This is a genomic window from Pedobacter sp. AC190, from assembly GCF_979258025.1.
In genome coordinates this window covers 3,902,336-3,929,315 of the sequence record NZ_OZ409824.1, presented here as the reverse complement: position 1 = coordinate 3,929,315, position 26,980 = coordinate 3,902,336, and the positions used below count along the sequence as shown (strand labels likewise).

The following is a 26,980-nucleotide window of genomic DNA, read 5'->3' as shown; positions in this document are numbered from 1 at the left end:
ACAGAAATGCAATTCCGCCCCTAGGTACTATAGTTCATCCGGTTTGAACCCGATTCTCTTTCGTTTAGGAACAGGTGTTTCCTTTAGTTCTAACAACTCATCAAGATATTGAAAAACAATTTCCATGTTCTTGTCTTGGTTTTCCAGCTTGTTTTTTATCTTTTCTATCTCCAGACGAATTTGGGCATTATCAGCTACCATATTCCTAAGTCGTGCAAATATTCGGATTACCTGAATATTAACGTTGATAGCCCGCTCACTGTTGAGTATGCTTGATAACATAGCTACGCCCTGTTCGGTGAATACGAAAGGGGTTGCCGGGCTGAATTTTGCCGACTTGGGGAGGTTATCACAAATTGTGATAACCTGCTGCCATTCCTCTTTTGTCAACTGAAACATGAAGTCCTCCGGAAAACGCTGAAAGTTACGTTTGACTGCCTGTTTGAGTGCACGAGTCTCAACTTCGTAAAGTACAGCAAGGTCAAGATCTAGCATTACCTTTTGATCTCGGATGTGATATATCTTTTCCAGTACAACTTGTTCCTGAATCAGAATATTTGTTATGGTCTTATTCATAATTTTTCGAATTTACCAGCACCAAAACGTGCTGGCATAATGAGTTTATTATTTTATAGAGAATCGGTTTTGCAAAATCGCCATATCGGCACTTACCTTTATATCAAGAACCTTTGCATAAATCTGGGTAGTCCTGATATTGGTATGCCCAAGCATCTTCGATACGCTTTCCATGGGAACGCCGTTTAAAAGTGTTATCGTTGTTGCGAAGGTGTGCCTGGCAATGTGTGAGCTTAAAGGCTTATTGATCTCACAAACCGCGGCAATTTCCTTGAGGTACTCATTTATCTTTTGATTGCTTGAAACTGGTAATGCCCTGTCTTTTGTGATGCAATATGGATGGTCGCTATATCTTTCCAATATTGCGATTGCAGGTGGTAATAGGGGAACAGCAGATCGGGTTCCTGTTTTCGTTCGGTTTGTGTAAACCCATTGTTTACCATCTACACCTGTTTTGACATTAGATAGGCTCAGTTTCTCTACGTCAGAATACGCAAGCCCGGTAAAACAGCAGAAGATAAAAACATCCCGTACCTGACTTAGCCGTTCGGTTAAGAACTGCTTTTCTGAAATTTTTGTTAACTCCTCCTCTGTAAGAAATGAACGCTCTACATTTTTACACTTTAGTTTGTATCCAAACATTGGATCGCTGTCAATCCATTTTAAGCTCAATGAAATGCGAAGGACTTTACCAAGGCTTTTCAGATACCTTACTGTGGTATTGTTGGCACAACCGTTTACTGACCTCAGGAAAAAATCAAAATCGCGTATAAACGCATGGTTAATATTTTTGATGTTGATGTCTGCTATCTTGTATTTTTCATTCATGAAAGCAACAAGATGCCTTTCCAAAACTTGAAAGCGCTTCAAGGTACCAATGGCATATTCCTTTCCTACCAAAGCCTCCATTTTTTCGTTATGAACTTTAATGCCTTCCATCAAGGTATGCTTACGGACTTCCCGCCCGATAAATCTGCACTTAATGCCTTCGGCTGTAATAACTTCGCCGGTATCAAAAAGATCCCTGTAAACCTGGTTGATCATTGACTGGAGATTGTCCAGATGAGCGTTGAAGCTTCTGACATCTTCCTTTTTTCCATCCTGTCTGCCTGATTTGGTATTCCACTTTTCAGGATCGCACTCAAGCCCGCTGGTCATTTCTGCCCTTTTTCCGCCAACAGTTATTCGTAAATAAACTGGCACATGGCCGCCACGATAGTTTTTCTGCTTTTTAAGATAAAAAAGCAGGTTAAAATTAGTTTTCATATAAACTGAATTAAGGTTAACAAAATTAGCCCTGCAGTCTGAAAACGTCAAGATGTTCGATGGCCGAACAACTTGTTAAACAAGTGATTATAAATAATTCGGTGAGTTCTTTTAGTACCTAAATTACTCACCGAATTACACACTTATAATATGAGAATCGGTGAGTAATTTAGATTTTCCACTAAAACAAAAAAGCTTGCAATCATTTGATTTGCAAGCTTTTACGTAGTTTTGATACTATCTTCTGTGATCCCGCTGGGATTCGAACCCAGGACCACTACATTAAAAGTGTAATGCTCTACCAGCTGAGCTACGGAATCAACTTAATTGAAACGTTTAACTGTTTCCTTTAAAGTGGTGCAAATATAGGGTTCAGGAGTATTTCCTGCAAATAAAAAATCACAAAATGCGCTACTATATTGATTTATAGGCGAATTAATTTATTGGCTTCGTTTTTAGTGCGTAAAATCATAATTTTAAAAACCAAATATCATCCTTTATGCCAAAATTGTATCTGTTAATCGTGCTTTTTGTTTTTTCACTTTCCAGGTTATCTGCTCAAAAAGCCGCTATTCAGGTTAAATTCAATAAACCAGCCACTTCCTTCGAAGAAGCCTTGCCCTTAGGAAATGGTCGTTTAGGTGCTTTAGTTTATGGCCAAACGACTAAAGAAAGGATTGCATTGAACGAGATTACTTTATGGTCTGGAGGCATACAAGATGCGAATCGCGATAGCGCATATTTATATCTTAAGCCCATCCAACAGTTGTTACTGGATGGAAAAAATAAGGAAGCACAATCGCTATTGCAGAAAAATTTTGTTTCGAAAGATGATGGTTCACATTATGGGAATGCCGCCAATACCCGATATGGTTGTTACCAAACGGTTGGAGATCTATTTATTCAGTGGAAGGACACCTTAAATAAAGTTTCGGGCTATAGCCGAGCACTTGATATAGAAAAAGCAGTTGCAGAGACCAGGTTTATCAGAAATGGTGTTTTGTTTACAGAAAAGGTTTACACCGATTTTATGAGCGATGTAACGCATGTTAAGTTTTCGGCTGGTAAAGCAGGTGGTTTAAATTTCAAAATTTCCCTTTTTAGAAAAGAGCATGCCGCCATAAACTCAATAAACCATACTATTATAATGAGCGGACAGCTTCCCGCTGGAAAAGATTTAGGTATGAAATTTATTACTATGGTTAAAACCAAATTAAAAGGCGGCTCTACTAGGGTAGATGGTAATGAACTCGTGATAGAAAATGCCACCGAATGCGATTTAATTTTAAATACCGAAACGAATTATAATCCTGTAAATGCCAGCTTAAGTTCGGTTGATCTTGTTTCGCTTTGCAAGAATAAAATTAACAAGGCTTTTGCTGAAGCAGAAGATGTTTCTTTTCTAGCCCATGTCCGTAAATATCAGTCATTTTATAACAAGTGTAAACTGAGTTTTAGTAGCAAAGATACTAACGAATCGCTCACGACAAACGAACGATTAGCCTTATATCAGGCAGGAAAAAGTGATGCGAGTTTACCTGCGCTTTACTTCAACTTTGGGAGGTACTTACTTATATCTTCTTCCAGACCAGGTTTAATGCCTGCAAATTTACAGGGGCTTTGGGCAACTGAATACCAAACGCCCTGGAATGGAGATTATCATTTAAACATTAACCTGCAAATGAATTATTGGCCTGCAGAGGTTACCAATTTATCTGCACTTACACAGCCTTTATTTCAGTTTACTAAAAATTTAGTGCCCAGTGGAACAAAAACCGCTAAAGCTTATTATAATGCTGATGGTTGGGTGGCACATGTAATTGCGAATCCGTGGTTGTACACCTCACCAGGCGAAGGTGCAGAATGGGGTTCTACTTTAACAGGTGGCGCCTGGTTGAGTACGCATATTTGGGAGCATTATCTGTACACAAAGGATGTTAATTTCCTTAATTCGTATTATCCTGTTCTGAAAGGTGCCGCTCTTTTTTTAAAATCAGTTTTGGTTAAAGAGACTAAAAACAATTGGCTAGTGGTTTCGCCATCTAACTCTCCAGAAAACACCTATATAACAGCTGATGGTTTTAAAGGACAAACGGCAATGGGGCCAACTATGGATATGCAAATCTGTCGTTCTATATTTAATGCAACCATTAAGGCAGCGCAGATTTTAAAAACCGATGCCAGTTTAAGTCGGGAATTAGAGGCGATTGTGCCCCAGCTGGCACCAAATCAAATTGGCGCTCGGGGCGATATTAATGAATGGCTGGAAGACTGGACGGATGCAGAACCGAAACATCGTCATGTTTCTCATTTATTTGGGTTATATCCTTATGATGAGATTACGCCCTGGGATAATCAAAAACTTTCGGAAGCAGCGAAACAAACTTTAAACCAAAGAGGAGATGATGGCACGGGTTGGAGTAAGGCCTGGAAGATTAATTTTTGGGCCAGACTTGGTGATGGAGATCATGCACTGCTGCTGTTGAAAGAGCTTTTGAGGCCTGTAACAGGTAGTAAAATGAATATGCAAAAGGGTGGTGGCACTTATCCAAATCTTTTTTGTGCGCATCCGCCTTTTCAAATTGATGGTAATTTCGGCGGAACAGCAGGTATTGCAGAAATGCTGATTCAAAGCCATGGTAAAAGTAATGTAATTCGTTTTCTGCCTGCTTTGCCTGCTGATCGGGATTGGCAAAGCGGAAGTTTCAAAGGTTTTTGCACTCGGGGAGGTTTTGAAATCGATGCAGTTTGGCAAAATGGGATTTTACAGAAATCTACAATTGTAAATAAGAAAGTTAGTGGTATTTGTATGGTATTAGTGCCTAAACATTTAAACCTGTACAATTCCAAAGGTAAAGCACTTAAAATTGAGCGGGATGTAGATGGAACGGTTAAGTTTATGGCTCAAAAAAATGAAATTTATAGTTTAAGAAATTAATGCACTTAATAGGTGATTCTTTTTAGCATGAAATTCGCTGTGAATTTGGTTTTTACCATGATGAATTTCATGTATTTGTGATGAAATTGTTTTTTATGTCGGGTTTGGCTTGATAAAATGAGTAAAATTTAAATTGCGCAAACGTTTGTTTAAGGAAAACTTAAAATATTTGTTTAGTTTGGCCTTATCAACTTAAACCAAACTAATTTTTATGTCGAATACTACAGATTTGGGTCAATCCAAAGGCCCGAAGCCACTTGTTATTATCTGCGCACTCTTTTTTATCTTTGGATTTGTAACCTGGGCTAACGGAACATTAATTCCTTTTTTTAAACTTTCTTTTGGTTTATCAGACATTCAGGCTTTTCTGGTTACGTTTGCTTCTTACATGGCTTACTTTTTTCTTTCGCTTCCTTCATCCTGGATCTTAAAGAAAATTGGTTTTAAAAATGGTATTATTTTGGGTTTAATTGTACTTGGAATAGGATCATTACTTTTTATACCAGCTGCTCAAACCAGAACATTCGGTTTGTTTTTAACAGGTATTTTTGTTCAGGGAGCGGCATTAGCATTATTACAAACCGCTTCTAATCCATATTTAACAATTATTGGCCCGATTGAAAGTGCTGCAAAACGAATTAGCATTGCAGGTATTTGTAATAAGTTTGCGGGTATAATTGTACCATTTATTATGGGTACACTTTTCCTGAAGAATGCTTCAGAAATTGAGAAAAAAATCGAAGTGGCTACAGGCCTTGCTAAAGAACAATTATTAAACGATGTTTTGGGTCGCGTGAATATGCCCTACGTCGTTCTAGCTATTGTTTTTTGCTTATTTGCAATTGTTATCAAGTTTACACATTTACCCGAAGTTAATGTTGAGGAAGATGTAATTGATGAAGAAAAAGGAGTGGTGGTTAAGCATAAAAGCATTTTCCAGTTTCCACATTTGTTTTTCGGTGCTTTATGTATTTTTGTTTATGTGGCTGCAGAAGTAATGGCTGGCGATATTATTGGTGTTTACGGAAAAGCATTAGGCATAAGTGCCGATATCAGTAAATACTTCACTTCGCTAACTTTAGGTAGTATGCTGGTTGGTTATATTATCGGAATAATTACGATACCTAAATACATTTCGCAGCAGTTTGCTTTAAGAATTTGTGCCATTTTAGGTTTAATTTTTACGATTGCCGCCTACCTAACGTCAGGTTATACTTCCGTAATTTTTATTGCTTTATTGGGTTTGGCTAACTCTTTAATGTGGCCTGCAATATTTCCTTTAGGCATTAGTCATTTGGGCAAATTCACTAAAACGGGTTCGGCTATAATGGTTATGGGGATTGCGGGTGGTGCAGTTTGGCCTTTGCTGTATGCTTTTATTAAAGATCATTTGCATCTGGATTTTCAATTGGCATATTTTATTACTGTTATGCCTTGCTATCTCTTCATTCTTTATTTTGCGATTAAGGGCTACAAAGTTGGATTAAATTTAAAATAGTAAAGCCTAATATATTTATGATTAAGCCTAATCCTAATCAGATTAGGCTTTCTTATGCCATTATTTTTTTCCTACTTTTGAGCCAATTCGGATGTAATATTAAATCATCCTTTTACACATCTTACATTTTATAACGTTTATGAATAAAGCTATTTTTCTGGATCGTGATGGCGTACTTAATCACGAAATATACGATTACATTACCCGTGTTGAAGATTTCAAAATTTTAGATTATCAGATACCTGTTTTAAAGAGATTTTTTGATGAAGGTTATTTGCTAATTGTGATTACAAACCAGGGCGGAATTGCGCTAAAAAGATATACCGAACAGGAATTAGCAATTATGCATCAAATGTTAAGAAATGCTTTTGTTGCTAAAGGCGCCGATATTGCAGGTTTTTATTATTGCCCGCATCACCCAACTGTTGGTGGCGAATGTAAATGTCGTAAACCAAAATCGGGAATGTTGTTAGATGCGATTGATATGTACGAAATTGATCCTGCGTTATCTGTAATGATTGGCGATAAACCAAGAGATGTTGAGGCCGCAAATGGGGCAGGAGTAAAAGGTATTTTAATTGAACCTGATGAACAGATTAATTACGAGCAGGTTAAGGAAGTGCTTCGCAGGGAATCTCTAGTCTAGCTTTTGTGTTCTGTTGGTTCCAGTAGTTTTGATGGTGCTTCAACAAGCTCAGTATAACAGTTTACTCGTTTATTACCAGGAGAACGTTTTAATTATAAAAATAAAAAAAGTCCTAAGTTTAAGATCGATTTGATTCTTTACTTAGGACTTTTTTATGTTGAAGACAGGCTTTAGCTTTTGTCTTGAAGCTTTAAAATTATTTACCAGCAGCTTTAGCGTGATCAGCTAAGAATGTAGCTAAACCGCTATCTGTTAAAGGATGTTTTAATAAACCAACAATTGCAGCTAAAGGAGCCGTAATTACATCAGCGCCTAACTTTGCACAGTTTACAATATGCAACGGACCGCGGATAGATGCTGCTAAAATTTGAGTTTCGTAACCGTAGTTATCAAAAATTGTTCTGATATCTTCGATTAAAACTAAACCATCGCTAGAAATATCATCTAAACGACCTAAAAATGGAGAAACATAAGTAGCACCAGCTTTAGCAGCCAATAATGCTTGTCCAGCAGAGAAAATTAAGGTACAGTTGGTTTTAATTCCTTTTGATGAAAAATATTTGATTGCTTTAACGCCATCTTTAATCATCGGAACTTTAACAACAATTTTAGGATTTAATGCAGCTAATGCTTCACCTTCTTTAATGATTTCATCGAAAGTAGTAGCGATAACTTCTGCACTTACGTTATCTTCAACGATATCGCAAATCGCTTTATAATGGTTAATTACATTTTGCTCGCCAGTAATACCTTCTTTAGCCATTAAGCTAGGATTAGTGGTTACGCCATCTAAAATGCCAAGATCATGCGCTTCTTTGATTTGATCAAGATTTGCTGTGTCGATAAAAAATTTCATGGTTATAAATTCTAATATTTGAGTTTCAATAATTGAACCCTGAAGAATTTAATTCCCCCTTCAGGGGATTAAGGGAAAAGAAAAAAAAGGGCAAGCACCTTCTATCGCACCGCTACAACCTTCTACCCTTGCTATGTTCCCATCCTGGGGGAGTTCAAAGGGAGCTGGTCGTAAAAGACTTGCCCGCCACAAAGGTAGAAAAAGAAGTTGTTTTGCAAAATGCATTTTTCTCTTTTTTTAGTCATTATGGCTATATGGCTGATTAGTAATTTAATAAAATTTTAAACGGTAAAATTAGATGGTGATATAATAAGACTTAAAACAAACTGTAGTTACTTTATAAATGAATATAATATTTATATATAAATTATTTATTTTACGATTTTAATTATAAAAATAGTTTAAAATTGATATTTATTGTACAATCTTACCATTATAAATTTGATAATTATTTTATTGATAAATTACTATATTATTAATTTAAATGTTAAAGTTTACATATAAACTAAAATAATTCCAAAAATCATGTTAAGTCTGTAATTTAATAATCGTTTTTTGTATCTTAGTGTTTCCTATACACTAACAACTAACGAGCAAAGAATGGAACCAAACAGTGGATTGTACGATGCGCAATTTGAACACGATGCCTGCGGTATTGGGTTCGTTGCACATGTGAAAGGGCGAAAATCGCATCAAATCATCTCCGATGCACTTACTATTTTAGAGAATCTAGATCATAGAGGGGCATGTGGAGCAGAACCAAATACAGGCGACGGCGCTGGTATAATGATTCAGATTCCCCACGAATTTTTTTACGATGAATGCCTAAAAGCTGGCTTCAGTTTACCAGAAACGAATAATTATGGCGTAGGCATGTTGTTTATGCCTAAAGATATTCGTTCGAGAGAGGAATGCAGAGAACTTATTTACCGTGCGGCTGAAAAGCTTGGATTAGAAATTTTAGGCTTCAGAAAAGTAGACGTCGATATTACAGACATCGGCAATATGGCACTCTCTGTTGAACCAGAAATTGAGCAGGTTTTTATTGCTCGTCCTTATACTGTTAATCCAGGCGCTGATTTTGAGCGTAAACTATATATTTTCAAGAATTACCTGATTAAGCTCATCGTAAATACGGTTCATGGTGGCAAAGATTTTTATATTGTTTCTCTTTCTGCACAAACCATTATATATAAAGGACAGTTAACTTCATTACAGGTTCGCACTTACTTTAACGATTTAAGAGATAAAAGGGTAGTTTCTGCCCTGGGCCTGGTTCACTCTCGTTTCGCAACCAATACATTTCCGTCATGGAGATTGGCTCAACCTTTCCGTTTTATAGCACATAATGGTGAGATTAATACTTTACAAGGAAATTTAAACTGGTTTAGAGCTGGGGTCAAGTCATTTGCCTCCGCTTATTTTACTCCAGAAGAATTGGATATGTTATTGCCTGTTATCGATGAGACCAACTCAGATTCTGGCTGTTTAGATAATGTGATCGAATTATTACTGCATGCAGGAAGAACCTTGCCTCATGTTTTAATGATGCTGGTACCAGAGGCTTGGGATGGAAATGAAGATATGGACCCAGTTAAAAGGGCTTTCTACGAATTTCATGCTACATTAATGGAGCCTTGGGATGGTCCAGCTGCAATTGCTTTTACCGATGGAAAATTAATCGGCGCTACTTTAGATCGTAATGGTCTTCGTCCGTCGCGTTATGCCATTACTTCTGATGATCGCGTAATTATGGCTTCAGAAGCTGGTGCTTTAGCTATTGATCAAAGCACCATAATTGAGAAAGGGCGTTTAACACCTGGCAAAATGTTCGTTGTAGATATGGAACAGGGGCGAATTATTAGCGACGACGAAATTAAAACTCAGGTTTGCAGCAAAAGTCCTTACGCAGATTGGATTAACCAATATCAAATTCGCTTAGAAGAATTGCCTGAGCCACGTGTAATGTTTACTGGTCTTTCAGAAGAATCTATTTTCAAGTATCAGCAAGTTTTCGGTTATAGCAGAGAGGATATTGATTTATTGCTTAAACCAATGGCAATTGAGGCTAAGGAGCCGATTGGTTCTATGGGAACTGATACACCTTTGGCTATTTTATCAAAGCGCCCACAACACCTATCTAACTATTTCAAACAGTTATTTGCTCAGGTAACCAATCCGCCTATCGATCCAATAAGGGAGAAGGTGGTAATGAGTTTAGCTAGTTTTATGGGTAGCAATGGTAACCTATTGGATGAAGACCCGAAAGAAGCACACTGTGTAGCCATTAAACACCCAATTCTTACTAATCAAGAACTGGAAAAATTAAGAAGTATTGATACTGGTGTTTTCCAGGCCAAAACTTTACAAACTTATTTCAGGGCTGATGGTAAGCCTGGCGCTATGGCAAAGGCATTAGATCGCTTATGTCGTTATGCGGTTGATGCGGTTGAAGATGGTTTTCAGGTTATCGTATTAACGGATCGAGCAATCGATTCAGAACACGCTGCAATGCCATCTCTGCTGGCAGTTTCGGCCGTTCATCATCATTTAATCCGTAAAGGCTACCGTGGTGCTGTTGGTATCGTAATCGAGGCTGGTGATATTTGGGAAGTACATCACTTCGCTACTTTACTAGGGTTCGGCGTTACCGCGATTAATCCATATTTAGCTTTAGAAACTGTAAATGGTTTCCAGGAAGAATCTGGTTTATCGGCTGAGCAATTAACTAAAAACTATATTTATGCTGTAAATAGTGGTTTATTAAAAATATTCTCTAAAATGGGAATTTCAACCTTGCAATCTTATCAAGGTGCACAGATTTTCGAAATTTTAGGTTTGAACAAGCAAGTTGTAAATAACTATTTTACAGGAGCGGTTTCGCGGATTGGTGGTTTAGGTTTAGATGAAATTGCAAAAGAAACTTTAATTAAACACCATCGCAGTTTCGGACCAGCAACGCAAACTGAAAACTTGTTACCAGCTGGTGGTACTTACAAGTTCCGTCGCAAGGGCGAGGCGCATTTATTTAACCCTCAAACTATACATTTATTACAGAACGCTACCCGCAAAAACGATTACAATATTTTCAAACAATATTCAAAGCTGGTTAATGAGCAAACACAACAAGCTTACACCATTCGTGGATTGTTTGAATTTAACTATAGCCGTCCGTCGGTTCCGTTAAATGAGGTAGAATCGACCGAAGCAATTTTAAAAAGATTTGCAACAGGAGCAATGTCGTTCGGGTCAATTTCTCACGAAGCACATTCAACCTTAGCTATCGCGATGAACCGTATTGGAGGAAAAAGCAATACTGGCGAGGGCGGTGAAGATGAGATGCGATATACTAAGATGGAAAACGGCGATAGTATGCGTTCGGCAATTAAACAAGTTGCATCTGCCCGTTTCGGTGTTACCAGTTACTATTTAACCAATGCTGATGAGTTACAGATTAAAATGGCTCAAGGTGCAAAACCTGGCGAAGGTGGACAATTACCTGGGCATAAAGTGGATGACTGGATTGCAAAAGTTCGTCACTCTACACCTGGAGTTGGTTTAATTTCGCCTCCACCACACCACGATATTTATTCGATCGAAGATTTAGCACAGCTGATTTACGATTTAAAAAATGCCAATCGCGCAGCAAGAATTAACGTTAAGTTGGTTTCTAAAGCGGGTGTTGGTACAATTGCAGCTGGTGTTGCGAAAGCACACGCCGATGTAATTTTAGTTTCGGGTTTTGATGGTGGTACAGGTGCATCGCCACTAACTTCTATTCAACATGCGGGTTTACCATGGGAACTTGGTTTGGCGGAAGCACACCAAACTTTGGTGAAAAATAAATTGCGTAACCGTATTGTTTTACAAACCGACGGTCAGTTAAAGACTGGAAGGGATATCGCCATTGCTGCATTATTAGGTGCTGAGGAATGGGGGGTTGCAACTGCTGCGCTAGTAACAGCAGGTTGTATTATGATGCGTAAATGTCATTTAAATACTTGTCCTGTTGGCGTTGCTACTCAAGATCCTGAATTAAGAAAATTATTTAGCGGTGATGCAGATCACGTTGTTAATTTATTCCACTTCCTGGCAGAAGAATTACGTGAAATTATGGCTGAACTTGGTTTTAGAACCATTCACGAAATGATTGGCCAGGCAGATATTTTAAAAGTGCGTGAATTACCATTAGAAGATTGGAAATTAAAGCACCTAGATTTATCGGCAATTTTGTTTAAGGCAGAAGATAATGGCTTACCGTTATTTAACACAGAAGAACAAGATCATGGCTTGGCCAATGTTTTAGATCATCAGTTAATTGCTGCTGCGCAACCAGCCATAAATAGTAATGAACCTGTTTTCGCAAGCTTTAACGTTAAAAATACAGATCGCTCATTAGGCACCATGTTATCAAATGAGATCTCGAAAGTACATTTAGGTCCAGGTTTACCTCCCGATACCATTAACTTTAAATTTGTAGGTTCTGCAGGACAAAGTTTTGGTGCCTTCAATACCAGGGGCGTAACCTTATCTTTAGAAGGCGAAGCAAATGATTACGTTGGTAAAGGATTATCAGGTGCCCGCTTAGCCATTTACCCTTTTGCAAATTCTACTTTTATTCCCGAACAAAATATAATTATTGGTAACGTAGCGCTCTACGGCGCAACATCTGGCGAATTATTTGCCCGTGGAAAAGCTGGTGAACGTTTCGCTGTGCGGAACTCTGGTGCTACTGCGGTAGTAGAAGGCGTTGGCGATCATGGTTGTGAATACATGACAGGTGGAGAAGTTTTAATACTTGGAGATACTGGAAGTAATTTTGCAGCTGGTATGAGCGGTGGTGTAGCCTGGATTTACGATCCTAACGCAACATTTGCCCGTAAATGCAATAAAGAAATGGTTGATTTAGATCCACTTTTAGCTCATGATGAAGAACGAATTTTAGCCTTATTAAAAAGCCATATCCGTTTAACAGACAGTAAAGTTGCAGAATTTATATTAAGTGATTGGAAAACTCAATCGAATCATTTTGTAAAAGTATTCCCTAAAGAATACAAAGCAGTTTTAGCAAAACGTAGTCAACAAGTAAAAACACACTAAGCCATGGGAAAAGTAACAGGATTTCAAGAATACGACAGAGTTGCGCCCACTAGAGAAGAGGCTAATACTCGTGTAAAACACTACGGAGAATTTTTAAACGAATTACCCGCTAAAGAATTAAACAATCAGGCAGCCCGCTGTATGGATTGCGGTGTTCCATTTTGCCAATCAGGTTGTCCATTGGGTAACGTAATTCCAGAATTTAACGATGCCGTTTATCAAGGCCAATGGGAACTTGCCGCAAATATTTTGTTAAGCACCAATAATTTCCCAGAATTTACTGGAAGAATTTGTCCTGCACCTTGCGAATCGGCTTGTGTGCTGGGAATTAATCGTCCGCCAGTTTCTATTGAGGAAATTGAAAAGCATATTATAGAAATTGCCTTTGATAAAGGTTTTATTAAAGCGAAAGCACCATTAATCAGAACTGGTAAAAAAGTAGCGGTTATTGGTTCAGGTCCAGCAGGTTTAGCGGCTGCAGCTCAGCTAAATAAAGTTGGGCATGAAGTTACTATTTTCGAACGTGATGATGCTCCAGGCGGCTTATTAAGATACGGTATTCCTGATTTTAAACTACAAAAGAATGTGATCGATCGCCGTATCGATTTAATGAAAGAAGAAGGTATTTTATTTAAGTGTAATGCAAACGTTGGAGAGAATGTAGAGATTAGTACTTTGCTACGTGATTTTAATGCAGTGGTTTTGGCTGGTGGTTCTACCATTCCACGCGATTTACCAATTTCTGGTAGAGAAGCTAAAGGCGTACATTTTGCCATGGATTTCTTAAAGCAGCAAAATAAACGAGTTGCCAATAAATATGTACTTGCAGAAAATATTATGGCAACTGGTAAAAACGTAATTGTTATTGGTGGTGGCGATACAGGTTCTGATTGTATTGGAACTTCTAACCGTCATGGCGCAAAATCGGTTACTCAATTTGAGATTATGCCGATGCCGCCTCAATTACGAAACGAAAACATGCCTTGGCCAACATATCCTATGCTTTTAAAAAATACTTCTTCGCATGAGGAAGGTGCACAAAGAGCATGGTCGGTTAATACCAAAAACTTTATAGCCGATGAGGATGGTAATTTAAAAGCGCTTAAAGTTGTTGATGTAGAATGGGAAATCGATGCCAATGGCCGACCTGTAAAATTTACAGAGGTTGCTGGAACGGAAAGAGATTTACCATGTGAATTGGTTCTTTTGGCGATGGGCTTTTTACATCCACAAAAAGAAGGTTTGATCGATAAATTAGGTGTTGAATTGGATAACCGAGGTAATGTAAAAGCATCGGAACATACTTATCAAACCAATATTGCAAAAATCTTTGCCGCAGGCGATGTTCGCCGAGGACAATCTTTAGTGGTTTGGGCTATCTCTGAAGGTAGAGAAGCTGCACGCAAGGTTGATGAATATTTGATGGGAACAACCAAATTGCCATCAAAAGATGCGATTGCTTATGTATAAGTAAAATTTATAGTTAAATAATTCAGGAAAAGGCTACAGCTCAGTGTTGTGGCCTTTTTTGGTTTTGCAGTGTTTGTTGTATATAAACCTGGTTGTAGTGGCAGCTCCCGATTTGCAAAATCGGGACTAAAACGAAAAACAGGACTGAAGATGCGATGAAAAACGGAGTGTTCCTTTTCAAATAATTGAATTAAAATAATGTTTTCTTTTTTGTTAAGTTTGATATAAATCAGGCCATATTATGAGGAAATTTTTGCAGAAACTATTAAGTGCCTGGGTTATTCGGATGTCGAACAGGTTTGGCTCCAGACCAGATAGCAAACGAATATTTGATGCATTAACCAAGCTTTATCAGAATTTGATTACATCGCCAGGTAAAAGAGGCGAGGTTTTAGAAATTAATTCGGAAAGTAAATTTATTATTTTTTCCGATCAGCATAAAGGCGCCAGGGATTTTGCCGATGACTTTTCTTTGGCAGAAAAGAACTATCTGCAAGCATTGGATAATTATAATAAATTAGGTTTTAGCTATATTAATTTAGGCGATAGTGAGGAGCTTTGGGAAAATCTTTTGGAATCGGTAATTAAACATAACAAGAAAACATTTGCGGCCGAGCAACTATTCTTAGATCGTAATGCGTTTATTAAAATATTTGGCAACCACGATTTGTATTGGGATAACGATCCTTTGTCTCAATTTAATTTGAACCGTATTTATGGCAAAGTAATCAGAATTTACGAGGGTGCTATTTTACGGTTTAAGGCAAACGAAAAGGTATTGGATATTTTTCTAACTCATGGGCACCAGGGCGATTTACAAAGCGATGGAAATTGGTTTAGTAAATGGTTTGTAAGTACGATTTGGGCACCTTTACAATCTTACTTAAAGATTAATCCAAATACACCAGCTTATGATAATCAACTTAAATCTGTTCATAATGTACTGATGTACAGTTGGGTTGCCGAACAGAAGAATATAGCCTTAATTACTGGCCATACACATCAACCTGTTTTTGCATCGCTTACACATTTGGAAAGATTATATGCGAAACTGGCTAAAGCAAATGTAGATAACAACAAGGCTGAGATAGATTTTTTAACTGCGGAACTAAGTAAACGCGTTGCCAAAGGCGATGAACAGCCTAAGTTAAACAAATACAAATCAGCTTATTTTAACTCGGGTTGTTGCTGTTATAACGATGGCGATATTACTGGAATTGAAATAGAAAATGGGTTAATCAGGTTAGTCAAATGGTCGTACAAAACAACTACCGAACCTGAAAGATATATTTTAGAAGAAATGAAATTAGAAGAATTGATGGATATTTAACCGTCTTCATTACCGAAAGACTAAGTGCCATCTGCAGACTAGGAAACTATAATAGCCTCAAACTCTTTCCTCATACCAAGTATAAAGCTTTAAAATTTAATTTGCTATGAACCCAATCAGGGTTTAATACGCTATACGATTTCTTAGAAATTTTTCGTGAATAAAACATCTTTTGCAATTCTACTGTTTATATAGAATAAATTGAAGAATATGTTAATAGAAATAACAGGTTTACCAGATAACATTTTTGGCGTTAGGGCAACAGGCGAAGTAGATGCTAATGATTTAAAAGATGTTTTGTTACCAGGATTAAAAAGGACTGCAGATCGGTTTGGTGAAATTAGGTATTTGCTGGTTTTAGAAACTGATGTAAAAAATTTTACAGCTGGTGCCTGGGTTCAGGATGCTAAAGCAGGCTTGCAAAACTTTACTAAATGGGAAAAAATTGCAGTTGTAAGCGCTGAAAAAGGAGTAGAGTGGTTTACAGATGTTTTTACTATTGCAACTCCTGGAAGTTCGAAGGGCTTTAAACCCGAAGAAATTGAAGAGGCCAAAGCATGGTTGGCTAAAGATTAAAATTAAGCTATGAAAAATTCTAAAACTTCGGCTGAAGATAGCAAGGCTACCGCACCGAAAAGTTCGAAAGCGAAAGGTGCTGATGAAAAAGTAACATCGGCAAAAGATGCTAAAAAAGTAAATGTAGAAAAAGATAATCCTTCAAAACATAAGAAACCTTAAATGCAAATAATTGATTTTTATGAAGTTAGATGCTGATAAATTACACCTTTTCTATAATAAAATTTACGAATGGATTATTACCAAGGGTCCTTCAGTAATTTTAGGATTAATCGTTCTTTTTGTAGGTTGGTGGTTGATAAAATTGCTAGGCAGGTGGTTACAAAACGGAATGCAAAGAAAAGATGTTAATCCATCGTTGCGGCCTTTTTTAACGAGTTTGGTATTAATTACGTTGCGCATATTATTGGTGCTAACCGTAATGCAAATCATTGGTGTTCAGCTAACTTTTTTAACAGTACTAATTGGCGGTATTGGTGTTGCAGCTGGTTTGGCATTATCGGGTACACTACAGAATTTTGCAAGTGGCGTGCTGATCTTATTATTAAAACCATTTGTTGTTGGCGATAATATCATTGCTCAAAATCAAGAAGGAACAGTAAAATCTATTCAGATATTTTATACGATAGTTACCACATTTGATAATAGAACCGTCGTTATTCCAAACAGTAAATTATCTAACGAGGTAATTATTAACATAAGTAAGCAGGGAAGTAGAAGGTTGGATATCGAAATAAAATTTAGTTACGGAATTGATTTTGATGCTGTAGCTGAAATTTTTAACCGAACAATAGATGATTTTAAAAACTGCTTAAAAACACCTGAAAGAAGGATTGGAGTTTCGAGTTTGGAAGATAATGGTTTTAAAGTTGTTTTAAATGTTTGGCTAAAAGCGCACGGTTTTATCGACACGAAGCTTGCTTTTCAAAAAAAGCTGTTACAAAACTTAAAAGATGGTGGAATTAAATTACCAGGAATGCCCGATTAAATTAATGCTTTTTTAAGGAGCGCATAAATTTTATCCATCAATTCATCAATGTTAAATGGCTTAGCCATAAAATCATCTGCCTCAACATTATCGAGCATATAATTAGTAGCATTGTACCTTGCAGAAATCATTAAGACTGGAATGTGTTTGGTAAGGTTGTTTTCTTTTAATTCTTTAAGTAATACCCTGCCATCAATATCTGGAAGCATGATATCCATTATAATTACGTCGGGTTGGAATTCGAGTACATGGTTAAGGAAATTAGAGCCTTGATTTAATCCAGAAACATTAAAAGCTTCACTTTCTAAAATAAGGGTAATAACATCTAAAATTGCATGGTTATCTTCTATAACCAAAATGTTTTTCTTTGCCAAGGTTTGGGAAGGATTTTTAAATTCGATCAAATATAAGATAAAAAATAAATCTCAAAACCATATATAGCTAATTAGAGTTATTCTAAAGAGTAGTTTTATTTGTAAAACGGAAAATTCTGATATTTTTGTAAGCCTTAATCTTTTTATGAATAAATTTTCTGTCGATTTAACCAACTGTGATAAAGAACCCATCCATATTCCTGGTAAAGTTCAATCGCATGGATTTTTAATCGCTATCGATAAAATCGATCTTACGATTACCTATATAAGTGAAAACACTTCGCTTTTTTTAAATGAAGCTGCAAAGGATTTGCTAAACAAACCAGTTTCGATACTTTCTAGTCATATCAAACAAGACCCTGCTTTAAACGTTGCAGACCTTTTAAATATTGGTATCATCAGGAAAAGTTTTGATGCAATTAGTCCGCATCCAGTAGAAATAAATGGAAATCCATTCTATTTAATCATTAACGCATCTACAAAAGATTGGTTGTTGGAGTTTGAACCTGTAACCCTACAGTATGATATTCAAAGTTTAATCGGTCGCTCGGCTTCGGTAATGCTGCAAGGTAAATCCGTATCGGCCTTGCTTAAAGGTGCAGCTGTAGAAGTAAAAAAGCTTATCAATTATGATCGTATCATGATTTATAAGTTTTTGGATGACGGACACGGTGAAGTTGTGGCTGAAGAGAAAGAAGATGATCTTGAACCATTCTTTGGTTTACATTACCCTGCTTCTGATATTCCAAAGCAAGCAAGAGAACTGTATAAGTTAAACCTTACCAGACTAATAGCCGATGTAAATACGGCCGATTCTCCAATTATAACCTTTAAAGAAAATGCTCCGCTTGATTTGACAAATGGTAGTTTGCGAGCTGTTTCTCCAATTCATATTCAATATTTAAAGAATATGGGTGTATATTCCAGCTTTAGTATTTCACTAATAGTTAATGGAGAATTGTGGGGTTTAATTGCCTGCCATAATTATAGTCCGAAATTTATTGATTACAAGGGAAGGGAAGGCTCTAAGTTGATTGGCGAAATTCTGTCGTCAGCATTAGAATATAGAGAGGCCGAAGAAGATTCGGAAGTGGTAGAGCAGTTTAAAGATACGGCTTCAGTACTTCAGGAGCATTTGAACAGAGATAAATATTTGGTTGATGCTTTAACGAAACATGATCGAAATCTTTTAGATGTAACCAAAGGAACTGGTGTGGCCATTATTTTCGAAAATGCTTTAAAAACTATCGGAAATGTGCCTGATGAACAATCAATTTGGGAACTTGCTCATTGGTTAAAGGATCATAGCGATGAATCTATTTACCATACGCATCGTTTGTCTGAGATATTTCATCCTGCAAAAAAATACAAAGATATTGCATCTGGTATTTTGGCATGTTCTATTAGTAAAAATCCTGAGGAAGTAATTATTTGGTTCAAACCAGAACAAATTAATACCGTAAATTGGGCTGGTAATCCTGAGAAGCCTGTTGAGCCATCGGAAACTGGAATGGCAAATTTATCACCTCGCAAATCTTTCGAAATCTGGTCGCAGGTGGTAAACAATACTTCAGAAAAGTGGCTGGCTGAAGAAGTTAGTTCAGTTTTACGAATTCGCGAAATTATTATTACTTATATTAATAAAAAGGCGAATGAAATTCGATTGCTTAATGAAAAACTTCATGCTGCCTATGAAGAGTTAGATACTTTTAGTTATACGATATCGCACGATTTAAGAACACCTTTAACATCGATAAAAACCTATGCAGAGTTAATGCAGAGAAATAAAAGCATTGATGAAAATGGCAAAAAGATGCTCGATAGAATTTTAAATAGCGCAGATAAAATGAATTTTCTTATCAAAGAAATTTTGAATCTGGCGAGGGTTGGGCGGTTAGAAATAATTTTTGAAACAGTTGATATGCAATTGTTGTTAAAAGATATTATTATTGAAGTTAGAGCGGCTTTTAAAGCAGACAATGCCGAACTTATTATAGGGCAATTGGTTGATCTAAAAGGCGACAAAACTATGATTGCACAAGTATTTACAAATTTGATTAGTAATGCCGTTAAATACTCATCAATGGTTGAAAAACCAAAGATTGAGATAAGTTCGTATATAGATGGACGAGAGACGATCTATGCAGTTAAAGATAACGGTATGGGAATTGATAACCGTTATTATGACAGAGTTTTTGAGCTTTTTAAGCGCATGGATAATGTTAAGGAGATTGAAGGAACAGGAGTAGGGCTTGCTATTGTAAAACGCATTGTGGAGAGACATAACGGAAGAGTTTGGTTTGAGAGTAAACTAAATTCAGGATCTACATTTTTTGTAGCTTTTAAAAACAGATAAAATGATTACACCAGATATATTTTACGTGGAAGATGATATGGATTATGCATTTTTTATGCAAAGTGCCATACAAGAGGTAAAAGACTCATTAAATTTAAGTATTGTTGAAGATGGTACAGAAGCGTTAGCAAAATTGCAGGCTTTTGCCGATAGCAAAACAAAACCTAAATTGATTTTATTGGATTTAAATCTACCAGGCTTATCTGGTTTGGATTTATTAAAGTTTATAAGAGATATTCCGTATCTTAAATCAGTTCCAGTGATCTTATTTTCAACTTCTGATAACCCTGAAGATGTAAAAGCTTCGATCGAGTTTGGTGCAAATGCCTATATGACTAAACCTAGTGGTTACGATAACCTGGTAAAATGTGTCCACTCGGTACATGATTTTTGGTTTAACCAGCACTTACGGTTAAATTAATTTTGATACTAATAAAAAGATTCGGGTTTTATAATTCGAATCTTTTCTTTTTTAATAACCTTTTAAAATTTAGATAAAACCTATTATGATTGCCAATTTATTGAGAACACAAACTGCTGGAGCACATGAGGCGCTAGAATCGTTGATGTTTGTTAACGAGATTATGAACAATTCGTTAAGCGTAGAAAACTACAAAAAGCTTTTAACTATTAATTATATCATCCACCAAAAATTAGAGAACAAATTAGCAAATATGCTTGATGCTGATTTAGCAAACAAACTAGATATGAATAGCAGATTAAAATTATCTGCTCTAGAACAAGATTTGGAATACTGGAATATTGATAGCCTGACCTTACCAGAATTAAACTTCGACTTATTTGTGCCTGATCAAAACAATGCTGAGGTTTTAGGCGCTTTATATGTACTAGAAGGGGCTACACTGGGTGGAAACGTAATTAAGAAGCATATTTTGGCTAATTCAAATTTCACTGATCATGAAGGTGGTTTAAATTATTATGGCGTATATGGCGAAGAATTAGGTTCTAAATGGAAAACTTTTGTCTCAATCCTTAATGAAAGTGTTGCTGAGGCCGATTATGAGCGTTGTGTGAATAGTGCAAATGAAACCTTCAATAATTTGATTCAATTATCAAAACAGTTGAGTTAAGTGCGCTAATTTTAAGCAATATATTTCAAAAAATACATCTATAATACAGTCAGGGCATTTTTTCGATTGTTAGAATGTGCAAAACTTCTTCTAAATTAATATTTGCTTTCTGTTGTTAATTCAAGGTAAATATGTATTATTGAAAAAATAAATTTTTTAAACCTTAAAAACATCAATTAGCGATGGAAAAATTCTCAAAAGTTAAAGCTGCTGTTGCTGCGATTGAAGCAGATGTAGAAAAATTTTATAATGCTGGCAATGCAGCTGCTGGTACACGTGTGCGTAAAGCAATGCAAGATCTTAAAGTTTTAGCACAAGAAATCCGTGCAGAAGTAACTGACAAGAAAAATACTGGCAAATAATATTTCGCGAGTAAGAAACAAAAAGGCCACGATACTTCGTGGCCTTTTTGCGTTTAAAGCTTTTTAAATCTAATAACAGGCTTAATCTGCGGGTTTAAAAAGAAATGCTTATAAAAAGATAAGGCCCACCCTCGCGGTAGGCCACTATCCAACTAACAAAACATATTTTTAAGGATGCTATTATCCCTTTTTAACTAATTTATATTCGAATACTGGCTTACCACGCTCACCACCGTCGCTTCCAACACCCATACTTACAAATCTTAGTTTGTAATAATTACCAGCACTATCTTTAACTATATAAAAACGATCGGTTTTAATACCCGTACCTGTTGTTACTCTCCATTTACTTCCAATTGCATCTTTAGTTGTTAAGAAAGTTAAGCCAGTTAAATTAGTTTCTGCAAAAGTTGCATAGGTTAAAGTACTTGTAACTACCACTTCAGCAGCAGAAACACCAGCTAAATTGTTTACAGATATGAAATCCTGGAACCAGTATGGAGATCCTAATCCAGAATTATAAGTGCTGTAACTCCAAGAAAAATCCCATGCAGTTTTTACTGGCTCTGCTTGTACAATTTTGTTGCTTTCTAAAGAAACAAATACAAGATTATAATCTGCATTTTTAGGAACATCTAAAGTTTTAATTGTTGTTTCTCCTAATCTTGCGTATTGTAATTTATAACCTGATCCACTGCGTGTAACTTTAATTTTAAACCATTTATCTTTGTCTTTATTTCCCTCAAAGCTAATTAGGTAAACTTTATTGTCAGCATCAGTAGCTGCTACTTCAGCAAATGCAGTTTTAGTAATGTCACCATCCCAATAATCTGTTAATGAAACAGTTAGTGGATCAGTTAGATCATGATTTAAATTTACCGCCGTACCTGGATCAGCTAACGTAACCGTAGCAATATCTGTTTTAGAGGTGGCAACGGCTGTAGTTTGATAAGATGCATTAAGTACAACTCTAAATTTACTATCGGATGTTAAACCTATATTGAAACTTTTTCTATCTACAGATGATTGTTTGTCTGTACTTAGATCAGCATAAACAATATTTGCATAGTTAGATTCAGCTGTTTTACCACTTAAGGTTATTGTACTACCATCAGAAGGTGGCACAACAATAATGGGTTCTTCATTATCTTTTTTACAGGCTGTAAAAGTTACCGCTAAAAAAGCGATTGCAAGGATTGAGTTTAATTTATTCATGTTTTTAAATTTTTAATTTGATTGTTTATTTACTCCAGTTAAATGTTAATCCTAAAACATAAGATCTGCCATAACTGTAGGGCACGCTACCACCTCCAGTACTATGTGCACCGCCGCTTGATGTTGAAGTGTTACTGAGTTGAGTAACGTTAAATAGATTTTTTATGCCAGCATTTATTGTGATGTACTTGTACAAGCTTTTGTTTAACATAAAATCGGCTAAGTTAAATGCGCCTATTTCTGCCAGTTTATACCCTGATGCTTCTGTTGTATTGGTTACATAACTTGGAACTTTACCGCTGTACTTGTAGAATAGACTAACATTTGCCCCAATTTTTGGGAGGTTATAAATTATTGTGGTTGTTAATTCAGGCGACCAAGAAAACTCTGGAATTGATAAATTCGGATTACTTTCTAACTGATCATTATATCTACCGATGTAAGATACTCCCAGTACTACATTTAAATTCTGATAAATAAGCGTATTATCGAGCGTAAAGCCTGTAGTTTTAAATTTTGCAATATTGAATAAGGTCGTAACTGAGGCATCGTTGGTTGATTGTAAAAAACTTATTCTGTTTTTAAAAAGATTATAAAAACCTGCTAAAGTTGAACGAAATTGAAAATTATCGTTTTTTAAACCAGCCCAGGTTAATGAACCGTTAAAGCTGTTAGATTCTTCTGCCTTTAAATTTGGATTACCTATAATATTATGACTGGCATCTACAAAATCATAATAAAGTTCTCTTAAAGCTGGCGATCTAAAACCTCTTGCATAAGCTAATCTAAGATCAAAACTTTCGCTCAAACTAAATTTAGTGTTTAATGATGGTATAACTGGTGGCGCATCATAAACCGAATTTTTGATAAACCTAAAACCTGGTCTGATATTTATGCCATTAGCTGGTTTAATTTCGGATGAAACAAAAAAAGCATAATCATTGATGATAGGAGAGCCGTTAATTCTTTGTCCAGCTGCAGCGTCCCTGTTAAATTCGAAACCAGGTTGTAAAGAAATTTTATCACTGATAACGTATTGCAGTGTACTTCTAAAAATGGTAGAGTTAAATTTAGCGGTATCCTGTTTGCCCTGTTCGGTACTTAAAGCATCAACTCCTGTACTAAAGTTATGATTAACAGTTCTTGTTAAACGTTTTAAATCTGAATATCCAGCGATAGTGGTTAACTGAAGTGAAGGACTTAATTTCCACTCCGATTGTAATTGGTTAGTATATCTCTTCGTTTTAAATTGTTGCCACTCTGCGATATAGTTAAGGGTATTCATGCCACCGCGACTCTCGATTTCTTCCTGCAAAGCATCAAGTCGGTACCATATATTAAAGTTCTTATTTCTGTACCCAATTTTGGTATTTCCTAACCATTGTTCTTTAGGTTTCCATCGGTTCCCACTTTGAATATCCAAATCAACAATTTCTCTCGGTGTTGTACTCGGTTTAATGTTCCAACCTGCAAAATCGTTATGGGTAGCACCAACTAATAAACTCCAGCCGTCATTTTGCCAACTCAAATTTAAATTTTGGACATGATTTCCTTTGTTAGAAAAAGCACTATACTCTTTACCTACAGTTTCTTCTTGCGCTCTTGCCGAAATATTAAGTAAAGATTTGCCAGCATTTTTAGTAATGATATTTATTACACCAGCTAAAGCATCCGAACCGTACACAACAGACATAGGCCCTTCAACTATTTCGATCCTATCAATGGTATTAATATCAATCTGATTTAAACTTTCCCTGGTATCTGAACGATCGATCATAGGTACGCCATCTAGCAATACTTTTACGTTTCTACCTGTCATCCCCATAATCTGAACATCAGTTGTGCCCAAGGTTAAATCATTGCTAAATCTAAAACCAAGCTCTGTATTTAAAACTTGTTGCACATTAACTGCCCCTCTAAGTCTAATTCTTTCCGCACTGATCGTTCTAACATTATAAACTGAATTTTTTAGGGTTTGTGGGCTAAATTGCCCTGTAACTACAACTTCTTTTAAATCTTTCGACTTAGCGGTATCAATTCTAACTTGTTGACTGAAAGCTGTAAAGCCAGATAACGATAACACCAATGATAAATATATCTTCATTTATTTAGACTAATTATAAATAATTGTGCAAATTTGTGCATTATCAAAGAATTTGAATAACGCGAAACGGACAATTAATAACGCTAAACGGATTATTAAGAAGTATTCTAAATAATCACTATAGCTATAATAGCATTAAAATAATTATATCTAAAAAAACTAATATAAATGGAGGTTAAACTGTCTGATTATGCATCGGGAAAACTTATTTACCATAATGTTTATCCTATTAATTTTGATGTAGGAAATAGTTTAGAAGAGCGAAACCATCAATTAAAAAGTCCAAGTTATAGCCTTCAAATTCTGGAAAACTGGTATGAAGGCACACACATTAGTATTGTAAACATTAATGCTTCAAAACCTGGAGAAATCCTATTAGAAAATCCTAACCAGTTCGTGGCGTTCTTATTTTGTTTAGAAGGTAAGATTACTTGTAGAAACACAAATAGTAATGACATAGTTAATTTAGGCAAAAATGAGCAGAGCATAATTTTAAGAGGGGAGAGCAATCTAGTAATCAATTTTATAGATAATACGCATTACATTTATATACAATTGACAAAAGCGCATTACAAAAAATTAACGGGTAATAATTTTGTTGATGATATTGATGCCTTTAAAACCTTGGAAATTGATGCCGAGATTAAGTTAATTTTATATGATTTAATAAATCAAAGAAACCAAAGTAGAGTTAAGAAAATATTTTTTGAGGCTCAAATATATCGGCTATTAGTGTTCTACATTAATAAAGCCGAGCAAAAAACAGCTGTATCTTTAAAAAAGGATGATATTATTAAAATTTTATATGCAAAAGAGCTGGTCGAAAAAAATATTCAATTTCCAAATTCATTGATTGAGTTATCTCGTAAATCAGGTATAAACGATAATAAGTTAAAAAAGGGCTTTAAAGAATTAACTGGAGAAACTGTTTTTGGCTATCTTAATAAAATAAGGATGGAAAAAGCTTTTTATTACTTATCAAAAGAAAAGAAAAGCGTAAACGAAGTTGCCTTTTTAGTCGGCTACAAAAACCCACAACATTTTACAATGGCATTTAAAAAACGATACAATATTTTACCTGGAAGTATTAATAAAACAAAGTTTTTTAGCGCAAACGTTTGATTTTAATTATTTTGTTTTTTATTAATAATTAAATCTGATTCTACTAATGTGTTATAAAACGCCTGATTTTCAGTATTTTGACTATTTATTAGATCGAGTAATATATTAGTAGCCTTTTGACCTTGCAGGTAAGGATATTGTTCTACAGATGCAATTGGAGTATAATCAAGATATTTCATCATTGGTAAATTAGCATAACTTACCACATCAATTTCTTCAGCAATTTTTAATTTCTTTAAATGTTTAATTAAAAAGAGCGATACATAATCATTAAAAGCTACAATTGCTGTTGGTTTTCTTTTATGATTAATTAAAAGTTCGGCAGCTTCAATTGTGCCTTCTTCAGTTAAATCGCAGTTTAGAACCAGCGATGGATCGAATTTTAGCCTGTTAAAATTAATTGCCTGCATATAACCTTCTTTTCTTTCGCCACTGGCGAATAGAGTAGTAGGGCCGTTTATCATACCAATAGTTCTATGCCCTTTTTTCAGCAAAAAGTTTACTGCTTTTATTGTTGCATTTTCTAACGAACAAGCTACATAATGGGCATTTTTAAATGGTGGAATTCTATCAAAAAAAACAACAGGAATATTAAAGGCTTTAAGCTTCTCGAAATGATCGAAATTAGAAGTATCCTTGCAAATAGATACCAATAAGCCATCAACACGTTGGTTTTTCATTTTATCAACCAATTGAACTTCTTTATCAAAGCTGTCATGTGATTGAGCAAAAATTACGGTATAATTTTTCTTTAAAGCCTCATCCTCAATTGCAGAAATTGCAGTAGAAAAAAAATGCTCAGATAATTCAGGAAGGATAACACCTAAAGTATAGGTTTTCCCTTTCTGAAAAAGAATGGCGGCATTGTTTGGCTCGTAATTTAAAGACTTAGCAAGTTGTTTAATCTTTTCGCGTGTGACCGCACCGATACTAGGGTGATCATGTAAACCCCTTGATACGCTTGAAGGCGAAAGGTTTAGAATTTTGGCTATTTCTTTTATGGTTGTAGGCTTCGATTGCATTTGGATTGCTAAGCTATACAAAATTTGTTTTCATTGTAATATTACAAAATAAATCAAACGTTTGCGTGATTTTTTTTAGTTCATTTTCTT

At 35.8% G+C, this 26,980-nt stretch carries 21 protein-coding genes, 1 tRNA gene and 1 other RNA gene; 14 read left to right on the top strand and 9 right to left on the bottom strand.

Going from position 1 to position 26,980, the window contains the following annotated elements:
- Positions 1-27: 27 nt before the first annotated feature.
- The 3 genes from ACZZZI_RS17330 to ACZZZI_RS17320 all read right to left on the bottom strand — a co-directional run bounded on the left by ACZZZI_RS17330 (position 28) and on the right by ACZZZI_RS17320 (position 2,162).
- A complete protein-coding gene (locus ACZZZI_RS17330) occupies positions 28-576 on the bottom strand; it encodes an ORF6N domain-containing protein (protein WP_463490246.1) in 549 nt (182 codons plus the stop codon).
- A 48-nt stretch (positions 577-624) separates the two neighbouring features.
- A complete protein-coding gene (locus ACZZZI_RS17325) occupies positions 625-1,842 on the bottom strand; it encodes a site-specific integrase (protein WP_463490244.1) in 1,218 nt (405 codons plus the stop codon).
- 247 nt (positions 1,843-2,089) lie between these two features.
- A tRNA-Lys gene (locus ACZZZI_RS17320) sits at positions 2,090-2,162 on the bottom strand.
- Between the two features lie 179 nt (positions 2,163-2,341).
- On the opposite strand from ACZZZI_RS17320, the gene ACZZZI_RS17315 reads away from it, so the two are divergent.
- From ACZZZI_RS17315 to ACZZZI_RS17305, 3 genes are all read left to right on the top strand, one after another.
- A complete protein-coding gene (locus ACZZZI_RS17315; RefSeq protein WP_463490242.1) occupies positions 2,342-4,780 on the top strand; it encodes a glycoside hydrolase family 95 protein in 2,439 nt (812 codons plus the stop codon).
- 211 nt (positions 4,781-4,991) lie between these two features.
- Positions 4,992-6,278 (top strand): sugar MFS transporter, encoded by a 1,287-nt coding sequence (locus tag ACZZZI_RS17310; protein ID WP_463490240.1) that lies wholly within the window; start codon positions 4,992-4,994, stop codon positions 6,276-6,278.
- 139 nt (positions 6,279-6,417) lie between these two features.
- Entirely contained in the window at positions 6,418-6,924 is a 507-nt protein-coding gene (locus ACZZZI_RS17305) for a D-glycero-alpha-D-manno-heptose-1,7-bisphosphate 7-phosphatase (protein WP_316760147.1), read from the top strand.
- A 196-nt stretch (positions 6,925-7,120) separates the two neighbouring features.
- Here the strand turns inward: ACZZZI_RS17305 and fsa are convergent, their stop codons facing one another.
- Together fsa and ffs are read right to left on the bottom strand one after the other, a co-directional pair.
- Positions 7,121-7,780, bottom strand: a complete 660-nt coding sequence (gene fsa, locus ACZZZI_RS17300) for a fructose-6-phosphate aldolase (protein WP_316760150.1) — start codon at positions 7,778-7,780, stop codon at positions 7,121-7,123.
- 85 nt (positions 7,781-7,865) lie between these two features.
- Positions 7,866-7,965: signal recognition particle sRNA small type (gene ffs, locus ACZZZI_RS17295), an RNA gene on the bottom strand.
- A 415-nt stretch (positions 7,966-8,380) separates the two neighbouring features.
- On the opposite strand from ffs, the gene gltB reads away from it, so the two are divergent.
- The 6 genes from gltB to ACZZZI_RS17265 all read left to right on the top strand — a co-directional run bounded on the left by gltB (position 8,381) and on the right by ACZZZI_RS17265 (position 17,244).
- Entirely contained in the window at positions 8,381-12,880 is a 4,500-nt protein-coding gene (gene gltB / locus ACZZZI_RS17290) for a glutamate synthase large subunit (RefSeq protein WP_463490237.1), read from the top strand.
- Positions 12,881-12,883: 3 nt separating this feature from the next.
- Positions 12,884-14,350: a glutamate synthase subunit beta gene (locus tag ACZZZI_RS17285; protein WP_316760156.1), complete on the top strand. Its 1,467-nt coding sequence runs from the start codon at positions 12,884-12,886 to the stop codon at positions 14,348-14,350.
- 241 nt (positions 14,351-14,591) lie between these two features.
- Positions 14,592-15,680, top strand: coding sequence for a metallophosphoesterase (locus ACZZZI_RS17280; protein WP_463490235.1), 1,089 nt, complete (start codon positions 14,592-14,594; stop codon positions 15,678-15,680).
- Positions 15,681-15,890: 210 nt separating this feature from the next.
- Complete coding sequence (locus ACZZZI_RS17275) at positions 15,891-16,256, top strand: SpoIIAA family protein (RefSeq protein WP_316760164.1); 366 nt, start codon at positions 15,891-15,893, stop codon at positions 16,254-16,256.
- A gap of 9 nt (positions 16,257-16,265) precedes the next feature.
- Positions 16,266-16,418, top strand: a complete 153-nt coding sequence (locus ACZZZI_RS17270) for a hypothetical protein (RefSeq protein WP_316760166.1) — start codon at positions 16,266-16,268, stop codon at positions 16,416-16,418.
- Positions 16,419-16,437: 19 nt separating this feature from the next.
- Positions 16,438-17,244, top strand: a complete 807-nt coding sequence (locus ACZZZI_RS17265) for a mechanosensitive ion channel family protein (protein ID WP_463490232.1) — start codon at positions 16,438-16,440, stop codon at positions 17,242-17,244.
- Here ACZZZI_RS17265 and ACZZZI_RS17260 read toward each other — a convergent pair.
- Positions 17,241-17,618: a response regulator transcription factor gene (locus ACZZZI_RS17260; RefSeq protein ID WP_316760171.1), complete on the bottom strand. Its 378-nt coding sequence runs from the start codon at positions 17,616-17,618 to the stop codon at positions 17,241-17,243. The genes ACZZZI_RS17265 and ACZZZI_RS17260 overlap by 4 nt on opposite strands.
- Before the next feature lie 145 nt (positions 17,619-17,763).
- Here ACZZZI_RS17260 and ACZZZI_RS17255 point away from each other — a divergent pair, with 145 nt between their 5' ends.
- The 4 genes from ACZZZI_RS17255 (at position 17,764) to ACZZZI_RS17240 (ending at position 21,427) form a co-directional block, all read left to right on the top strand.
- Positions 17,764-19,974: an ATP-binding protein gene (locus ACZZZI_RS17255; RefSeq protein ID WP_463490230.1), complete on the top strand. Its 2,211-nt coding sequence runs from the start codon at positions 17,764-17,766 to the stop codon at positions 19,972-19,974.
- Between the two features lies 1 nt (position 19,975).
- Positions 19,976-20,395 (top strand): response regulator, encoded by a 420-nt coding sequence (locus ACZZZI_RS17250; RefSeq protein WP_316760177.1) that lies wholly within the window; start codon positions 19,976-19,978, stop codon positions 20,393-20,395.
- Between the two features lie 85 nt (positions 20,396-20,480).
- Positions 20,481-21,065: a biliverdin-producing heme oxygenase gene (locus tag ACZZZI_RS17245; RefSeq protein WP_316760180.1), complete on the top strand. Its 585-nt coding sequence runs from the start codon at positions 20,481-20,483 to the stop codon at positions 21,063-21,065.
- 182 nt (positions 21,066-21,247) lie between these two features.
- Entirely contained in the window at positions 21,248-21,427 is a 180-nt protein-coding gene (locus ACZZZI_RS17240) for a histone H1 (RefSeq protein ID WP_116249844.1), read from the top strand.
- A 180-nt stretch (positions 21,428-21,607) separates the two neighbouring features.
- Here the strand turns inward: ACZZZI_RS17240 and ACZZZI_RS17235 are convergent, their stop codons facing one another.
- Together ACZZZI_RS17235 and ACZZZI_RS17230 are read right to left on the bottom strand one after the other, a co-directional pair.
- Positions 21,608-22,642, bottom strand: coding sequence for an HmuY family protein (locus tag ACZZZI_RS17235; RefSeq protein ID WP_316760188.1), 1,035 nt, complete (start codon positions 22,640-22,642; stop codon positions 21,608-21,610).
- 25 nt (positions 22,643-22,667) lie between these two features.
- On the bottom strand, positions 22,668-24,746 hold the full coding sequence (locus tag ACZZZI_RS17230; protein ID WP_463490227.1) for a TonB-dependent receptor plug domain-containing protein: 2,079 nt from the start codon (positions 24,744-24,746) through the stop codon (positions 22,668-22,670).
- A 168-nt stretch (positions 24,747-24,914) separates the two neighbouring features.
- Between ACZZZI_RS17230 and ACZZZI_RS17225 the strand changes: the two genes are divergently transcribed.
- The gene (locus ACZZZI_RS17225) at positions 24,915-25,868 is read left to right on the top strand and encodes a helix-turn-helix domain-containing protein (RefSeq protein WP_463490225.1); all 954 of its coding nucleotides are present in this window, start codon (positions 24,915-24,917) and stop codon (positions 25,866-25,868) included.
- 2 nt (positions 25,869-25,870) lie between these two features.
- On the opposite strand, the gene ACZZZI_RS17220 is transcribed toward ACZZZI_RS17225, so the two are convergent.
- Positions 25,871-26,890 (bottom strand): LacI family DNA-binding transcriptional regulator, encoded by a 1,020-nt coding sequence (locus ACZZZI_RS17220; protein WP_316760197.1) that lies wholly within the window; start codon positions 26,888-26,890, stop codon positions 25,871-25,873.
- Between the last annotated feature and the right edge of the window lie 90 nt (positions 26,891-26,980).

What these genes read in the sequence shown, in the direction of transcription:
- ACZZZI_RS17330 (WP_463490246.1), bottom strand. Translation starts at nt 576, where the DNA reads ATGAATAAGACCATAACAAATATTCTGATTCAGGAACAAGTTGTACTG.
- ACZZZI_RS17325 (WP_463490244.1), bottom strand. Translation starts at nt 1,842, where the DNA reads ATGAAAACTAATTTTAACCTGCTTTTTTATCTTAAAAAGCAGAAAAAC.
- ACZZZI_RS17315 (WP_463490242.1), top strand. Translation starts at nt 2,342, where the DNA reads ATGCCAAAATTGTATCTGTTAATCGTGCTTTTTGTTTTTTCACTTTCC.
- ACZZZI_RS17310 (WP_463490240.1), top strand. Translation starts at nt 4,992, where the DNA reads ATGTCGAATACTACAGATTTGGGTCAATCCAAAGGCCCGAAGCCACTT.
- ACZZZI_RS17305 (WP_316760147.1), top strand. Translation starts at nt 6,418, where the DNA reads ATGAATAAAGCTATTTTTCTGGATCGTGATGGCGTACTTAATCACGAA.
- fsa (WP_316760150.1), bottom strand. Translation starts at nt 7,780, where the DNA reads ATGAAATTTTTTATCGACACAGCAAATCTTGATCAAATCAAAGAAGCG.
- gltB (WP_463490237.1), top strand. Translation starts at nt 8,381, where the DNA reads ATGGAACCAAACAGTGGATTGTACGATGCGCAATTTGAACACGATGCC.
- ACZZZI_RS17285 (WP_316760156.1), top strand. Translation starts at nt 12,884, where the DNA reads ATGGGAAAAGTAACAGGATTTCAAGAATACGACAGAGTTGCGCCCACT.
- ACZZZI_RS17280 (WP_463490235.1), top strand. Translation starts at nt 14,592, where the DNA reads ATGAGGAAATTTTTGCAGAAACTATTAAGTGCCTGGGTTATTCGGATG.
- ACZZZI_RS17275 (WP_316760164.1), top strand. Translation starts at nt 15,891, where the DNA reads ATGTTAATAGAAATAACAGGTTTACCAGATAACATTTTTGGCGTTAGG.
- ACZZZI_RS17270 (WP_316760166.1), top strand. Translation starts at nt 16,266, where the DNA reads ATGAAAAATTCTAAAACTTCGGCTGAAGATAGCAAGGCTACCGCACCG.
- ACZZZI_RS17265 (WP_463490232.1), top strand. Translation starts at nt 16,438, where the DNA reads ATGAAGTTAGATGCTGATAAATTACACCTTTTCTATAATAAAATTTAC.
- ACZZZI_RS17255 (WP_463490230.1), top strand. Translation starts at nt 17,764, where the DNA reads ATGAATAAATTTTCTGTCGATTTAACCAACTGTGATAAAGAACCCATC.
- ACZZZI_RS17250 (WP_316760177.1), top strand. Translation starts at nt 19,976, where the DNA reads ATGATTACACCAGATATATTTTACGTGGAAGATGATATGGATTATGCA.
- ACZZZI_RS17245 (WP_316760180.1), top strand. Translation starts at nt 20,481, where the DNA reads ATGATTGCCAATTTATTGAGAACACAAACTGCTGGAGCACATGAGGCG.
- ACZZZI_RS17240 (WP_116249844.1), top strand. Translation starts at nt 21,248, where the DNA reads ATGGAAAAATTCTCAAAAGTTAAAGCTGCTGTTGCTGCGATTGAAGCA.
- ACZZZI_RS17235 (WP_316760188.1), bottom strand. Translation starts at nt 22,642, where the DNA reads ATGAATAAATTAAACTCAATCCTTGCAATCGCTTTTTTAGCGGTAACT.
- ACZZZI_RS17230 (WP_463490227.1), bottom strand. Translation starts at nt 24,746, where the DNA reads ATGAAGATATATTTATCATTGGTGTTATCGTTATCTGGCTTTACAGCT.
- ACZZZI_RS17225 (WP_463490225.1), top strand. Translation starts at nt 24,915, where the DNA reads ATGGAGGTTAAACTGTCTGATTATGCATCGGGAAAACTTATTTACCAT.
- ACZZZI_RS17220 (WP_316760197.1), bottom strand. Translation starts at nt 26,890, where the DNA reads ATGCAATCGAAGCCTACAACCATAAAAGAAATAGCCAAAATTCTAAAC.